A 14,559-nucleotide genomic window follows, 5' to 3' on the forward strand; every position below is an offset into this window, starting at 1 on the left:
GCAATGGCCGCAGGCAGGAGATGCTTAGGGCACTGCAACACGGTGTGATGTCAGCACTCTGGTTTCAGGCCCTGCTGGTGAACACGGTTTTGATCGCCCTGGCGCAGCGGACATCTGTGCTCACCCGCAGTGGTTGGGTTCATGCAGCTGCCTTGGGCACGATCCTGTGGGGGTGTTTGGGGTGGTCGGGCTGGTTGGCCGTGGTCGCCTATCTCTGTATGGGAAGTCTGGTCACCAAGATCGGCTTTCAGAACAAGCAGAGCCGAGGTCTTGCCGAAGCCCGCGGTGGGCAGCGCGGCCCTGAAAACGTCTGGGGTTCTGCGGCCGTTGGAGCCTTCCTGGCACTGCTCATCGGTGCTGGTGTCGAGCCCCGTGAGCTGATGTTGGTTGGTTTTGCGGCGAGTTTTGCCGCCAAGTTGGCCGACACCTTCGGTAGTGAGATTGGCAAACGATTCGGGCGCACCACGGTGTTGATCACCAGCCTGCGGGTTGTTCCACCAGGAACCGAAGGAGCCATCAGCCTTGAGGGAACCCTGGCCAGTGCCGCCGGCAGCATCGCCATGACCCTGGTGATGCTGGCCCTGCAGCTGGTTCCTTCATGGCCTGTGGCAGTGCTGGTGATGCTGGTTGGCCTGGTGGCGACCCTCGGCGAAAGCCTGCTCGGTGCTCTGGTGCAGGATCGCGTGGCCTGGTTGAGCAATGAGCTGGTCAATGCTCTCCAGACCCTCCTGGCCGCAGTTCTGGCGATGCTGCTGATGGTGCTCTGATCAGCTGGTTTGGATGGGCATCAGACCATCGCGCTGGGCCCATTGCTGCAGCAGTTGTACGCCCTCATGGAGATGAAGGCGCAGGGATGAACGGCTGCAATTCATGGCCTGAGCCAGATCCTTGAGGGTCTGGCCTTCGATCAAGTGGGCTTGCAGCACGGTGCCGGCCAGGCCATCCACCTGGTGCAGCACGCTTTTCAGCCAGTCCAGGTGTTCATCCTCCGCCCTCGAGCTTGCTGGCTCTCCAGGGCTGGCAGACAGGTCGACGACCTGGCTGGCTCCATGGCTCTCAACGGCGGCGGCCCAGCGCTCTGGTCGAACCGAGAGTTCGGTTGCAAGGTCCTGATCGCTGAGAAGCGGTTGCCGGTTCTGTTCGCGTTCGCGCTGGATCTTCATTCCGGCTGCGTAAAGATCACGCAGTCGCCAGGGAATCCGAATCATGCGTGATCGATCCCGGCGGTAGTGGAGGATTTGGCCGGTGGCCCGCGAGAGCAGATAGCTGCTGGGGCGGAGGCCTCGTTGTTGATCAAACCGTTCAAGGCCACGGATCAATCCAACCCGGGACTCCTGCAGCAGGTCGTCGAACTCTTCAGGCCCGCGTTGCTGTTGGCGACGGGCCGCGCAGTGGGCCAGGCCCAGGTGCTTGAGAGCCTGCTGATTGCGCCGTGCAATGCAGGGCGGCAGTCCACGCCGGGACTCATGCCGCAGGTGACGTTGAGAAATCAAGGGATCAGTGCAACTGATCCAGCGGTTCAACCCTCAGCCCCGAAGCGGTCGGCCCTTTGGTGCCGCAGATCGGCACTTTCGTGCCGGATCATGGGTGCAACGGTTTTGGATTGATGGACTGGCAACCAGAAGCACTGGCAGCACTCAAGAAAGATGTTCCGTTCTTCGTGCGGCCTGCTGTTCGTAAACGGGTGGAGGCGATGGCGGATTCCGACGGACGTTCCGACATTGACCTGGATTTCTACAAATCCGCCAAGCAGGCCATGGCCCCGAGCTGATCCTCAGGAGGGGTCGAGATCGCAGCGCTGCAGTTCCGGCTGGGTCAAGCGGTCAACGATGCGTGCCATGTCGAGGGCTGTGAGTTCACCGTTTTCGTCCCACTTGAGGGTGGTTTTGCGCTGGGCAGGGGGGTGGCCGGCAGCGCGTTGTGCAGAGCGGTCAGGTCCCAAGTCCGATCACCAATGTCAGGAGAGCCACACATTAGTCGCCGCTGTGGGTCTCGTTTACATGCTGATAGGTGTTGATGTGTTAAGCGCAGCGAGTCCGGCCCACTCCTGCAGAGGTTCCCATTGGCCTAAGCGCTGGTCGAGCCAGCGGTGGCCATCGGCATTGAGATGGATCCCATCGGGTTCCATCCAGGTCAACCAGTCGGGCTCCTCCTGCATCTCCTGATGCATGGACAGGAAGGGCACATCGGCCTCACGGCACTGTTCGGCCATCACGGCCTCCGTGGCCGCGATCTGGCTGTTGCTGTACCAGAGGCAGCCGGCAAAGGGCATCACGTGCTCATCCACCGCAATGAGGCCCAGCACAAACACCTGCACCTCCTGGGTCATCTCATTGAGAAGTTGTCCCAGGCCGAACGAAAAGGCCTCCACATCCAGTTGGGGTCTGCCGTCGATTCGACCAACGCGGGCTGTGTCATTCAGCCCGACACTGAGCAGAAGTCCGCCCGGCGTTTGGCGACGCAGTTCGCCGCGGCAGCTCCATTCGCTGCGCCAGCGGGCGGCCACGCGTTCCAGGCCATCCCCGCGGATGCCCAGGGGGTACACCACTGGTGCGCTGGGCAGGTTCATCCAGCGCAGGCGCAGTCGCTGGCACCAGCCACCCGCTTCACGGTCACCCCAACCATGCACGCCACTGTCCCCGAGCACGATCAGCTGACGGGGGGCGTCGTTCGCACCGCTCATAAGGCCATGGCCCGGCTGTTCCAGCTCCCCTGAAGTCGTTCCCCCAGGCTCTCACCCAGCAGTGTGAGCACTGCGGAGATCAGCACGATCCACAGCACCAACCACCAATGAAATGAGCTGAGGGCCTCCATCAGCTGCCAGCCCAAACCGGCTCCCCCAACCATGCCGATGATCGCGGTGTCGCGCAGGATCACATCCAATCGGTAAGTCGCATAGGTGAGGTAAGCGCGACTCACATCCGCCAGGGGGCCGTAAAGCCAGCTCACCCGGTTGGGGGCGCCGCAGGCCTTCATGGTCTGGGCGGAACGCCCCCCCGTGCTGCGGATGTCGTCGATCAACACCCGACCCATCACACCGCCGTGGTGCAGCCCCAGGGCCAGCCCCGCCAGGGCCAGGCTTGGTTTGGACAGCATCAGCAGCAGCAGTGCAGTGAGAGGAGCCGGGATCAGTCGCAACGCCCCCCACACCACTCCCTGCAAACGCAGGCTGGCCTGGCTGGGCCAAACCAGCAGCAGCAGTGGTGGAAGGCCGGTGGCAACACAACCGGCGATCAGGGTGATCCACACCGTGGCACCAATTACACCGGGCCAGGAGATTTCAAGGGCAGCATTGAATCCCTGGGATCCGTCGATGAGGTTGCCCATAACCATCGACCCCTCAGCCACTGGCCAGGCCAGCTGCAGATCCAGCTGTGTTCCCCAGCCGAGGGCGACCCAGGGGCCGGCTACGGCCACCAGCAGAATCAGCATGCGTGACCAGTTGCGCAGCGTTCGCAGCAATCGGTCGAGCACCACCATGGCGATGGCCAGCAACCACAGGCCACTCCACAGCTCCTGAAATTGGAGTGATCGCAGGCTGAGGCTGAGGTCTGTCCCCAGTCCTCCGAGGCCGAAAACGCCCAGAATCAAGGCTGAACGAAGCGCGCAATCAAGGCGGTGGCCGATGTGGTCGCTGATCGGCTCTGCCAGTGGTGGGACCAGCCCGGTGAGCATCACGGCCCATGGCGTGGCGCCGGCTCCCTTGAGGACGGGGATGGCCGGTGAAACGTGGCAGTCCACCTGATCGGCGATCACCCGTGCCATCAGAACCGTGTAAGGAATCGCGATGGCGCAGACCGCTACCCAGCCATTTAGTCCGAACACCTGCAGCAGTAGAAGCCCCCAGATCAGTTCATGTACTGCGCGCAGGGGGGTCAGCCAACGGCGCAAGATCAGGGCAGGCCAACGCACGCCAGCCAGGATCTCCCAGAACGTGCTTGAGCTCAGGAGGCCGAGACCCACGCCGAGAACACTGCTGATGCCCCAAGACATCACGGCAATCACCAGGGTGATCTGAAGTCCGTTGAGCAAGCTGCCCAGAACGATGGGATCGATGCAGGGCTGCACGGCCCCAGCCGCGAACTGTTGAAGAACTGAACGTCCGCCGCCGTGACCATCGCGCAACAGCACCCCAAGAACGCCCAGCAGGCTGAGGCCCGGCAGCAATGGGATCAGCGGCAGGGCTGGTTTCAGGCCGATGCGTAGAGCCATTCCAGCTGATCCCGATGAATGGTGTCTGGATTCGCATCGATCACCAGGGCACCACCACGGAGCCCCAGAACCCGATCAAACCGATGTATCAGATCCGGCCGATGCAGGCTGATCAGACAGCCCGGCAAGAGAAGCAGGGTGTTGAGAACGTCTTCGGCGAGGCTGGGATCAAGGGCGGAGAGGGGCTCGTCCGCCAGCACGAGTTCAGGCCGCTGATGCAACAGACGGCCCAGAGCCACCCGTTGGCGCTGCCCTCCGGAGAGCTCACGCACGGGCTGTTCAAGCAGATCGGCCTCCAGTTTCACCTGGTGCATCAGCTCCAGGCAGGTGTTTGGGTCGAGCGGACCCAGCAGGTTCCGAATCGCCCAGAGCAGCCCATGGCGTCCCAGGGCACCGCTGTTGATGTTCTGGATCACACTCAGTTCCTCCACCAGGCGCAGGTCCTGCCAGAGCGTGCCGATTTGGCGCCGTTGCCGACGGGACAACTGCTGATGGGGCCGACCACACCAGTGCACGGATCCTGCATCGGGGCTTAAGGCCCCGTTGCAGAGCTTCAGCAATGTGGTTTTGCCGGCGCCACTGGCACCGAGCAAAACCACACGCTGGTCCGCACGAAGGGTGAGGGTGATCGGTTGGAGCCGTTGCCCCAGGCAGACCTGGTGCAGCTCCAGCAGCGCCGTCAACGGATCTTTCCGAGTTGGCGTCCCACCGTTTCGATCATCACGTAGTCCTCGTCCTTGGCGGGGATGAAGCGTTCGGCACCAAACAACTCAAGAATCGTGGCGCCGTTCTCTGTGTCTGCCGAAAGGTCCAGCAACGCTCTCCGGAGCTTGTCGGTGAAACCATCGCCAAAGCGCTCATCCAGACCGGGTCGTACAACCCAGTGGTAATCCACATAGGGCGGTGTCCTCCAGATCACCGACACTTTGCCTGGATCCACGCGGCCGTCCGCCACATTGCTGCGCCAGACCTGCTCATTCAAGGCGCCCACCTCGTAGGCACCGCTCTGCACCACAGCAACGGTGGCGTCGTGGCTTCCGCTGAAGCCAGGGCCGCCCCCCGCCAGATCCTCAGGTTTCACGCCGTTTTCCCCCATGAAGAACTGGGGCATCAGGCGGCCGGAGGTGGAACTCTCCGAACCGAAGGCCAGTCGGCGTCCCTTCAGCTCAACCAGTTGGTCGGCACTGGTGAAGGGGCGCAAACCACTGGCGCCATTGGCGATGAACACACTGGTGAACTCTGCATCGATGTCCCGTTGCGCCAGCACCCGGGATCCAGGCGTCTGCAGCCTGGCCTGCACACCGGTGAGTCCACCGAACCAGACAAGATCAAGGCTGCCGGTGCGGAAGGCACTCACCGCCGCCGCGTAATTGCTCACCGGCGCATACCGCACGGGAACATCCAGCTTTTCGCTGAGTTCCGCAGAGAGCGTGCCGTAGAGGCGATTGAGTTTCTCGGGGTTCTGGTCGGGGATGGCACCGATCTGCAGAACGGCCTTTTTGGCGTCGTTCTGAGGTGCGCTGCAACTTGAAACACTGGCCGTGAGTGCGAGTCCGGCAATCAAACCGGTGGCCACCACGGCCCTGCGTTCTCGTACAGACATTCAGAAAAAGGAAGTGATCAGATCGGATCAGAAGGAGCGAAGCAGCCGCTTCAGTCGCATCAGTCCATTGTTGATCGTCTCATCCGCTACGGCACAGGAGAGTCGAATGCAGCGGTCATCGCCGAAGGCCAGGCCCGGAACCACGGCCAGGCCTTCCTGTTCCAAGGCTTGCCGGCAGAACTCCATCGAATCGGGCATGCCGTCCGGCAGGCGGGGGAAGGCGTAGAAGGCCCCTTGAGGAGACATCAGGGTGATGCCCTCCAGAGCCTGAAGCCCTTCAGTGAGCAGAGTTCGGCGGCGGTTGTAGCTGATGGCCATCTCGCGCACGCAATCTCGAGGCGCTTCGATCGCCGCCAGTGCGCCCCGTTGAGCAAAGCTGCACACATTGCTGGTGCTCTGGCTCTGAAGGGCTGAAGCAGCCTTGATCACGGCAGCATCTCCAGCCAGATAACCGAGGCGCCAGCCGGTCATCGCCCAGCCTTTGGCAAAGCCGTTCACGGTGAAGCAGCGCGAGCGGATCTCTTCGGCAATGGCCGCAAAGCTGCAGTGCTGCTGACCATCGGCAAGGAGATATTCATAGATCTCATCGCTCATCACCATCAGCTGGGGGTGACGGGCCACCAGCGCGGCCAGGGCCTCCAGTTCGGCCCGTGTCATCACCTGGCCGCTGGGGTTGCCAGGGGAATTGATCACCAGCAGTCGGCTGCGTGGGGTGATCTGCTGCTCCAGCAGATCGAGGTCGAGACGGAAGCCTTCCTCCGCTTTGGTGGGGATGATCCTGGTGCTCGCCCCGGCCAAGGCCGCCATCTCGGGATAGCTCAGCCAATAGGGCGCCGGCACCAGAACTTCGTCGCCGGGATTGAGCAGCACCTGGAACAGGTTGAAGATGGCTTGCTTGCCACCGTTGGTGACCAGCACCTGCTCGGGCTGGGTTGGAATCCCGTTTTCGACGCTCAGTTTGTGGGCCAGAGCAGCACGCAGATCGGGGTCCCCCGCGGCGGGGCCGTAGCGGGTGAAGCCGGATCCCAGAGCACGCTGGGCCGCTTCAACGATGAATGCAGGCGTCGCAAAGTCCGGCTCACCGGCACTGAGGCTGCAGATGTCCTTACCGCTGTCGCGCAGTGCTTTGGCCTTGGCGCTGATCTCCAGCGTCAGCGACGGTTTGAGGGCGACAGCCCGGTCGGAAAGTTCTGGCGGGCGCGGCATCGGTAACGCACCTCCCCGCGGTGCGTTTAAAACGTCATCATCCTGCCGCAGATGGTGTCGCAGACAACCTTGATTTCTCAGCGCCCATGAATGCGATACAGATCAGCTGGGTCTTGGCTGCGGAAGACAGCGCCAGGTTGGCGACGTTCTACAGCGAGCTGTTTCAAGCCACGTTGAAGCCTGGGCTGGCGGAGCACCACTGCATCGTTCAATTCAGCGATGGCACCCAGCTGGAGATCTACAGGCCTTCACGCCGGCGCTCTTTTCCAGCCCGAGGGCGAGCGCTGGCGCCCTGCTTGCGGCTCTCCCCATCGCAGGAGCCCCTGCCTGAACTGCAACGGCTGCTCAGCAACGCCCTGCAGCGTGGCGGATCGCTCCTCGAGGAGGCGCGGCTTGAGCCCTTTGGTGCTGAGGCCTGGATCCACGATCCGGAGGGCAATCCCCTGTTGCTCCTGGCTCCCCTGGAATCTGTTGCTCCGATGTCATGACTCTCTCCAGCCTGGAGGCCTGCAGTTCTTGCACTGCCTGTGACCTCTCCAGTTCGCGCCATAACGTCGTAATCAGCCGCGGCAATCCCAAAGCGGATCTGATGCTGATCGGTGAAGCACCAGGGGCTCAGGAAGATGCTCAGGGCGTCCCGTTTGTCGGCCGTTCAGGACGTGCCCTCGATCAACTGCTGCGGGATGTGGATCTGGATCCCGAGCATGACCTCTACATCTGCAACGCGATCAAATGCCGGCCGCCCAACAACCGACGGCCGAAAAAAGCTGAGTTGGCCGCCTGCCGGGCCTGGCTTGACCTTCAACTGGAGGCCGTTGACCCCAAGGTGATCGTGCTGACGGGAGCCACCGCTGTGGAGACCATCCTTGGCATCAAGGGGGGGATGACCCAGCTTCGTGGGCAGTGGCAGAGCTGGAATGGACGGGCTGTGATGCCGATTTTTCACCCCTCTTATCTGCTGCGCAATCCCTCCAAAGAAGCCGGCGCGCCCCTGGATCTGACACAACAGGACCTGGCCGCAGTCCAACAGCGCCTGTGCGAGCCTTGGGTTGCTTCTAACTGAGCTTCATGACTGCCCTGGATCGGCGTTACGACACCAAGATCCATCGACGTGTGACCCGCACCGTGATGGTGGGTGATGTGCCGATCGGCAGTGAGCATCCTGTGGTTGTTCAGTCGATGATCAACGAGGACACCCTCGATATAGATGGGTCTGTCGCAGGAATCCTTCGGCTTGTGGAAGCTGGCTGTGAAATCGTTCGGGTGACGACGCCTTCGATTGGCCATGCGAAGGCCATGGCCAAAATTCGTGCTGCACTTCGAGAGCAGGGCTGCATGGTTCCCCTGGTGGCGGATGTCCACCACAACGGCATCAAAATCGCCCTTGAAGTCGCCAAGCATGTCGACAAAGTTCGGATCAATCCAGGGCTATTTGTTTTCGACAAGCCCGATCCCGATCGGAAGGAGTTCAGCAAAGAAGAATTTGCCGCCATCGGCCAGCGCATCCGTGAGACGTTCGAGCCCTTGGTCACCCTGCTGCGGGATCAGAACAAGGCGCTGCGAATTGGTGTGAACCATGGCTCCCTGGCGGAGCGGATGCTGTTCACCTACGGCGACACCCCTGAGGGGATGGTCGAATCAGCGATGGAATTTGTGCGCATTTGCCATGAGCTTGATTTCCACAACATCGTGATTTCGATGAAGGCCTCGCGGGCTCCGGTGATGCTCGCGGCCTACCGCCTGATGGCGGACACCATGGACAAGGAAGGTTTCAATTACCCACTCCACTTGGGCGTGACCGAAGCCGGTGATGGTGATTACGGCCGGATCAAGAGCACCGCAGGCATCGCCACACTGCTGGCCGATGGATTGGGAGACACCCTCCGGGTCTCACTGACGGAGGCCCCTGAAAAGGAAATCCCCGTCTGCTACTCGATTCTTCAATCGCTGGGTCTGCGCAAGACCATGGTCGAGTACGTCGCCTGCCCCAGCTGCGGTCGCACCCTGTTCAATCTCGAGGAGGTGTTGCACAAGGTGCGGGATGCCACCAAGCATCTCCAGGGTCTTGACGTTGCTGTGATGGGATGCATCGTCAATGGGCCCGGAGAGATGGCCGATGCTGATTACGGCTACGTGGGCAAAGGGCCTGGGACCATTGCTCTGTATCGCGGTCGTGATGAAATCCGCAAGGTGCCTGAAGCTGAGGGCGTTGAAGCTCTGATCCAGTTGATCAAAGAGGACGGTCGCTGGGTGGAGCCCGCCTGATCTCGTTAGTCTGAAGAATCAGTCCTGAAGGGCCATGGTTCGGAGTCAGCGCCTGCGTTCTTTGGTCCGATCGACTCCGTTGCTGTTGATGCTGGGTGTTGGTGGTGTGGTCACCGCCCTGGGCATCAGCTCGCCAGGTTTTTCCCTGCCATCGGCCTCCGGCGGATCGATTCACGACAGCCCCAAGGAGGTGATTGATCAGGTCTGGCAGATCGTTTATCGCGATTACCTGGATTCCACGGGCTCCTACGACGAAAGAACGTGGCGCCAGTTGCGGAGAAATCTGCTGCGCAAGTCCTACGGGGGCAGCGCCGAGTCCTACGAGGCGATCCGGGGCATGCTGGCCAGCCTTGATGACCCCTACACGCGTTTCCTTGATCCGAAGGAGTTCAAGGAGATGCAGATCGACACCTCCGGGGAGTTGATGGGCGTGGGTATCCAGCTCAGTCTCGACAAAGACACGAAAGAGCTGATTGTTGTCTCTCCGATTGAGGGCACCCCTGCGTCCCGTGCGGGCGTTCAGCCCAAGGATGTGATCATTTCCATCGATGGTGCCTCGACCAAAGGCATGACCACCGAGGACGCCGTCAAGTTGATCCGTGGTCCGGAAGGCACCGATGTGGTGCTGGGACTCAGGCGCCAGGGTCAGGTGCTGGATGTGCCCTTGAAACGGGCGCGCATTGAGATTCATGCCGTGAAGGCGATGCTCAACACTGCGCCCAATGGCCGCAAGGTGGGCTACATCCGTCTCAAGCAATTCAATGCCAACGCCACGCGTGAGATGCGTGAGGCCATCAAGGATCTGGAATCACAGGCTGCTGAGGGCTACGTGCTGGATCTACGCAGCAATCCCGGCGGCTTGCTTGAGGCCAGTGTGGATATCGCCCGCCAATGGCTCAACGAGGGCACCATCGTCAGCACCCGAACCCGCGCAGGAATCCGCGATGTGAGGCGCGCCACGGGTAGTGCAATCACCGATAAACCTCTGGTGGTGTTGATTGACCAGGGATCCGCCAGTGCCAGCGAAATTCTTTCAGGGGCACTTCAGGACAATTCCCGTGCCCAACTCGTTGGACAGAAGACCTTCGGCAAAGGGCTTGTCCAGGCCGTTCGCGGATTGGCCGATGGATCGGGTCTGACGGTGACCATCGCGAAGTATCTGACACCCAAGGGAACCGATATTCACAAGAACGGAATCCAACCGGACATCGAAGCGGCGATGTCGAAGCAGGAGATCAAAAACTTCTCGGTTGAAGACCTGGGTACCCAGAAAGACAGTCAGTACCGGACGGCTGAGGGGACCCTGATCAACCAATTGAAGAAAAGTCAGGCAGGGATGACCTATCAACCTGGCCGAGCCAACCTCAGCTACGCGCTGCAGTAGCTCAGGAGATCGGCTGCATCAGTCCGCCGCCGCCGCCACCGTTGGAGTCGTCATCGTCTGAAGCGCCGGGCTGGAACAGGACATACACACCGAGAGCTGTGGCACAGAAAACGCCGCTGATCAGTTCCAGAGAAACGCCACCAGCACCGATCTCGACGAATTCACCCATGTCCAACGGATTTCGCTGAGACCAATGTAACGAAGAATTGCGTGGTTGGTAACGTTTTTCTCAGAATTGGGTTCAGGTTTCAGACCTGAACCACCTCTGCATTCTTGGCACGCAGTTCCTCCTGCCGCTGTGCCTCCGTTTTGCCATCGGCATCGGGAATCTGGGCTGCCATCAAACGCAGCCATTCCATCAGCTGTTCCAGTTGCTTCTCCATGGGGAGAACACCAAGACCGCGGGCCATCACCTTGTGCTGGATGCCGCTGCCGGCCTGATATACCAAGCGGCCATGCAGATGCTGGGGCAACCCCTGGCGAAGCAAACGGAACGCTGGTTCCTCCATGGGGGTTTCGAGCACGATGTTGGGCTTCTCAGGTTTGATCCTGGAGAAGCCGCACCGCTTCGCCAGCAGTTTGAGTTCCATCAGCTGGAGGAGCGACACCACGGCAGCGGGCAGCGCTCCGTAGCGATCGGCCCAACCCGCGGCCAGCTCCACCAGGGCCTCGGCGGTGAGGCAGTCGGCGGCAGCTCGGTAGGCCGCGATCTTTTCATCGGGATCAGTGATCCAGTCCGCAGGCACGAAGGCCGTGACGGGGAGGTCCACCTGGGTGTCTTCAACGCTGGGGATGTCTTGACCCTGAATTTCCGCCAGGGATTCCTGCAGCATCTCCATGTAGAGGTCAAAGCCGATGGTTTCCATCTGGCCGCTCTGCTGCACGCCGAGGAGATTGCCCACTCCACGGATCTCCATATCCCGCATGGCGAGCTGGTATCCACTGCCCAGTTGGGCGAACTCCTGAATGGCGCGCAGCCGCTGACGGGCGGTGTCGCTCAGCGATGCGTTGCCCGGATAGAACAACCAGGCATGTGCCTGAATCCCACTGCGACCGACTCGTCCCCGCAATTGGTACAGCTGGGCCAGGCCAAAGCGGTGGGCGTCCTCGATCAGGATCGTGTTGACGCGAGGAATGTCCAGGCCGCTTTCCACAATCGTGGTGCAGAGCATCACGTCTGCTTCACCGGCGTTGAACGCCACCATGGCGTTCTCCAGTTCGCCCTCGGCCATCTGACCGTGAGCCACCAAAAGCTTCAGGCCTGGCAGCATTTCTCGGAGGCCTGCAGCCACCTCCTCGATTCCTTCCACCCGGGGAACCACATAAAACACCTGGCCCCCACGATCCAGTTCCTGGCGGATGGCGCTGCGCACCGCCTCCGGATCCAGAGAAGCCAGGTGCGTCTTGATCGGACGGCGCAGCGGCGGTGGTGTGGTGATCAGGCTCATCTCCCGCACCCCCGAAAGGCTCATGTAGAGCGTTCTGGGAATCGGCGTTGCCGACAGGGTCAGCACGTCAACGTCCTTCCGCAGCACTTTGATCTTTTCCTTCTGGTTCACACCGAAGCGCTGTTCTTCATCCACCACCAACAGACCAAGCTCTTGGAACGACGCTCCTTTGCTGAGCAGCTGGTGGGTTCCCACCACGGCGTCGATGGTTCCCTGCTTCAGGCCATCGAGAATGGATTTGCGTTCCGACGCCGTCCGGAAACGATTCAGCAGAGCCACCTTGATCGGATATGGCGCGAAGCGTTCCGAGAGCGTGCGCCAGTGCTGCTGAGCCAACACCGTGGTTGGGGCCAGCATCGCCACCTGTTTTCCAGCGGTGATGGCTTTGAAGATGGCGCGGATCGCAACTTCGGTCTTGCCGAAGCCAACGTCCCCGCACACCAGTCGGTCCATCGGCTCCTGCCGTTCCATGTCTCGTTTCACGTCGGCCGTGGCCTTCAGTTGATCCGGCGTCGGGTCATAGGGGAACGACTCCTCCATTTCCACCTGCCAGGGGCCATCGGTGGGGAAGGCAAAGCCTGCGGCCTGTTGCCGTTCTGCGTACAGCTTCACCAGATCAAGGGCAACCTTGCGAACCGCCTTCTTGGCCCGTTCCTTGGCCTTGTTCCAGGCCGTGCCACCCATGCGGTTGAGCTGCGGGGGTGTTTCACTCGTGGCCCGATAACGCCCAAGGCTGCCGAGTTGATCGGCGGCAACCCGAAGGATTCCATCGGCGTACTGCACCACGAGGTAGTCGCGGATGTCGCCTGACATCGCGAGTTTTTCCATGGCTTTGAAGCGGCCGATGCCATGGTTCCGATGCACCACGAAATCGCCCGGGCGCATCTTGTTGGGATCCACCGTGCGGCTGGCGGCCTTGCGACGACGGCGCACATAGCCACTGGAACTGAGGCTCTGCTGGCCAAAGAATTCACGGTCGGTGACCAGAGCAATCCGCCAAGCCGGCAGCTGCAAACCCTCAAGTTCGGCCGTGCCCCTCACCTTCAGGGCGACGGGGGTGTTCTGCTCAATCAGACGGGAAATGGCATTGCTGTCTCCCGCGTTCGGCACAAACCGACTGATGCAGTCGTGCTCCTCCAGCAGAGCAACCGCTCGGCTGGGTTGTGCAGACACCAACCAAACCGCCGTGCGTTCGGTTTGAAATCCCTTGATCAGTTCCCCGAGTTTTCCGAATTGGTTGGGGTAGGCCGCAACAGTGCGGCTGGCGAGGTCGAAGCTGTTGGGGTGCTGGTCGACTTCGAGCAGTTCTGCCATGTCAAAGCCATGGAAGACCTCCGTCAGGGCATAGGCGGCTTCAATCTCACGGTGCAGAACCGCTGGCCAGACCCGATCACGATCTCCTTCGTCCAGGCCCGCCTCAGCAGCCATGTCGTGGTGATGTTCCTCCACATGGCTGAGCCACTGTTGTCCGTGGGCTAGGCCCTGGCGTCGCTCATCGATCACCACTGTTGTGGTGTCCGGCAGGTAGTCGAGCAGTGAAGCGGGTTGCCCCCAGGCGAGACCCATCATCCGGCGCATGCCCTCCGGTGTCCCGCCGTTCAAAAGCTGCTCTGTGCCCTCAGAACCGAGCAGTTGCTCCAGTCCATCGGGCATTGTCTCTCTGAGCTGGTCCGCAATCAGAGGCCCAAACCCTGTTGGTGTGAGTCGAAGCGCATCGACGGGATCCAGTGAGCGTTGGCTGGCGGGATCGAATTCCCGCAGCTTGTCGAGCTCCTCTCCGAAGAATTCGAGTCGAACAGGCAGCTCACTGCTCACCGGGAAGATGTCGACGATGTCGCCGCGACGGCTCCAGCTCCCCTCCTGCTCGATGGTGGTTACCCGCTCGTAGCCAAGTTGGGCCAGCGTCTCGCCCAGTGCCTCCAGATCAACCTCATCCCCTTTGCGCAAGGTGCGCGTTTTTGTTTTAAGAACATCTGGCGGGGGGAGATGGGGCTGCAAACAACGTTCCGTGGCCACGATGGCCCAGGACGCCGCGTTGGGTTCCCCCAGCAGGTCACTCAGAACCTGAAGTTGCCCCCAGGTGATTTCACTTGTGGGATCGAAGGGTTCATAGGGAGAGCCTTCGCTGGTGGGGTACAGGCTGGCCTGGCTCCATCCCATTAATTCCAACAGCGCTGTCCAGCGTCCCGCTTCCTCAAGCGTTGGCACCACCACGAGCAGAGGTGCGCCCCGCCGCTGTGAGAGCGCGCTGGCCACCAGAGCTCGGCTGCAACGACCAGCCCCGCGCATCAGCAAACGTTCGGGGCGGCTTGAGCGCTCATCAAGCTCACCGGTGAGTGCAGTTTCCTGCAACTTGGTCACCAGGGAACGGAGCGGCATGGAGCAGGCCTCGGCAATCCATGATCTTCGCAATAAGGTGCCTGCAGCTGCGTTTCACCGGT

The 14,559-nt window shown here is 61.3% G+C and carries 15 protein-coding genes; 6 read left to right on the top strand and 9 right to left on the bottom strand.

The features are described from left to right. Positions 1-47 precede the first annotated feature (47 nt). On the top strand, positions 48-767 hold the full coding sequence (locus DXY35_RS10490; protein WP_244273111.1) for a TIGR00297 family protein: 720 nt from the start codon (positions 48-50) through the stop codon (positions 765-767). Here DXY35_RS10490 and DXY35_RS10495 read toward each other — a convergent pair whose 3' ends face one another. Continuing rightward, positions 768-1,493, bottom strand: a complete 726-nt coding sequence (locus DXY35_RS10495; protein ID WP_170950600.1) for a sigma-70 family RNA polymerase sigma factor — start codon at positions 1,491-1,493, stop codon at positions 768-770. It lies immediately after the preceding gene. A gap of 113 nt (positions 1,494-1,606) precedes the next feature. On the opposite strand from DXY35_RS10495, the gene DXY35_RS10500 reads away from it, so the two are divergent. After that, positions 1,607-1,771 carry a PCP reductase family protein gene (locus DXY35_RS10500; RefSeq protein WP_115082491.1) on the top strand — a complete coding sequence of 55 codons (165 nt, stop codon included), beginning with the start codon at positions 1,607-1,609 and terminating at the stop codon, positions 1,769-1,771. Between the two features lie 3 nt (positions 1,772-1,774). Here DXY35_RS10500 and DXY35_RS12830 read toward each other — a convergent pair whose 3' ends face one another. The 6 genes from DXY35_RS12830 to DXY35_RS10525 are packed head-to-tail and all read right to left on the bottom strand — an operon-like array spanning position 1,775 to position 7,021. Next, on the bottom strand, positions 1,775-1,942 hold the full coding sequence (locus tag DXY35_RS12830; protein WP_011364263.1) for a hypothetical protein: 168 nt from the start codon (positions 1,940-1,942) through the stop codon (positions 1,775-1,777). A gap of 54 nt (positions 1,943-1,996) precedes the next feature. Further along, entirely contained in the window at positions 1,997-2,683 is a 687-nt protein-coding gene (locus DXY35_RS10505; protein WP_115082239.1) for a GDSL-type esterase/lipase family protein, read from the bottom strand. Beyond that, on the bottom strand, positions 2,680-4,212 hold the full coding sequence (locus DXY35_RS10510; protein ID WP_115082240.1) for a phosphonate ABC transporter: 1,533 nt from the start codon (positions 4,210-4,212) through the stop codon (positions 2,680-2,682). The genes DXY35_RS10505 and DXY35_RS10510 overlap by 4 nt, the downstream gene beginning before the upstream one ends. After that, entirely contained in the window at positions 4,191-4,895 is a 705-nt protein-coding gene (locus DXY35_RS10515) for an ATP-binding cassette domain-containing protein (protein WP_115082241.1), read from the bottom strand. The genes DXY35_RS10510 and DXY35_RS10515 overlap by 22 nt, the downstream gene beginning before the upstream one ends. Then, positions 4,892-5,815 carry a putative selenate ABC transporter substrate-binding protein gene (locus tag DXY35_RS10520; RefSeq protein WP_115082242.1) on the bottom strand — a complete coding sequence of 308 codons (924 nt, stop codon included), beginning with the start codon at positions 5,813-5,815 and terminating at the stop codon, positions 4,892-4,894. The genes DXY35_RS10515 and DXY35_RS10520 overlap by 4 nt, the downstream gene beginning before the upstream one ends. 27 nt (positions 5,816-5,842) lie before the next feature. Next, positions 5,843-7,021 carry a pyridoxal phosphate-dependent aminotransferase gene (locus tag DXY35_RS10525; RefSeq protein WP_115082243.1) on the bottom strand — a complete coding sequence of 393 codons (1,179 nt, stop codon included), beginning with the start codon at positions 7,019-7,021 and terminating at the stop codon, positions 5,843-5,845. A gap of 86 nt (positions 7,022-7,107) precedes the next feature. Between DXY35_RS10525 and DXY35_RS10530 the strand changes: the two genes are divergently transcribed. The 4 genes from DXY35_RS10530 to DXY35_RS10545 are packed head-to-tail and all read left to right on the top strand — an operon-like array spanning position 7,108 to position 10,670. After that, on the top strand, positions 7,108-7,509 hold the full coding sequence (locus DXY35_RS10530) for a VOC family protein (RefSeq protein ID WP_115082244.1): 402 nt from the start codon (positions 7,108-7,110) through the stop codon (positions 7,507-7,509). Then, complete coding sequence (locus tag DXY35_RS10535; RefSeq protein ID WP_115082245.1) at positions 7,506-8,084, top strand: uracil-DNA glycosylase; 579 nt, start codon at positions 7,506-7,508, stop codon at positions 8,082-8,084. Before DXY35_RS10530 ends, DXY35_RS10535 begins: the two co-directional genes overlap by 4 nt. Positions 8,085-8,089: 5 nt before the next feature. Beyond that, positions 8,090-9,286 carry a (E)-4-hydroxy-3-methylbut-2-enyl-diphosphate synthase gene (gene ispG / locus DXY35_RS10540; RefSeq protein ID WP_115082246.1) on the top strand — a complete coding sequence of 399 codons (1,197 nt, stop codon included), beginning with the start codon at positions 8,090-8,092 and terminating at the stop codon, positions 9,284-9,286. A gap of 34 nt (positions 9,287-9,320) precedes the next feature. Then, positions 9,321-10,670: a S41 family peptidase gene (locus DXY35_RS10545; protein ID WP_115082247.1), complete on the top strand. Its 1,350-nt coding sequence runs from the start codon at positions 9,321-9,323 to the stop codon at positions 10,668-10,670. A gap of 1 nt (position 10,671) precedes the next feature. Here the strand turns inward: DXY35_RS10545 and DXY35_RS12835 are convergent, their stop codons facing one another. Next, positions 10,672-10,839: a hypothetical protein gene (locus DXY35_RS12835; RefSeq protein WP_170950601.1), complete on the bottom strand. Its 168-nt coding sequence runs from the start codon at positions 10,837-10,839 to the stop codon at positions 10,672-10,674. A 79-nt stretch (positions 10,840-10,918) separates the two neighbouring features. Further along, positions 10,919-14,497 (bottom strand): transcription-repair coupling factor, encoded by a 3,579-nt coding sequence (gene mfd / locus DXY35_RS10550; protein WP_115082248.1) that lies wholly within the window; start codon positions 14,495-14,497, stop codon positions 10,919-10,921. Positions 14,498-14,559: the final 62 nt, after the last annotated feature.

The sequence above is a fragment of the Synechococcus sp. N32 genome, assembly GCF_900473895.1.
Classification (GTDB): domain Bacteria; phylum Cyanobacteriota; class Cyanobacteriia; order PCC-6307; family Cyanobiaceae; genus Parasynechococcus.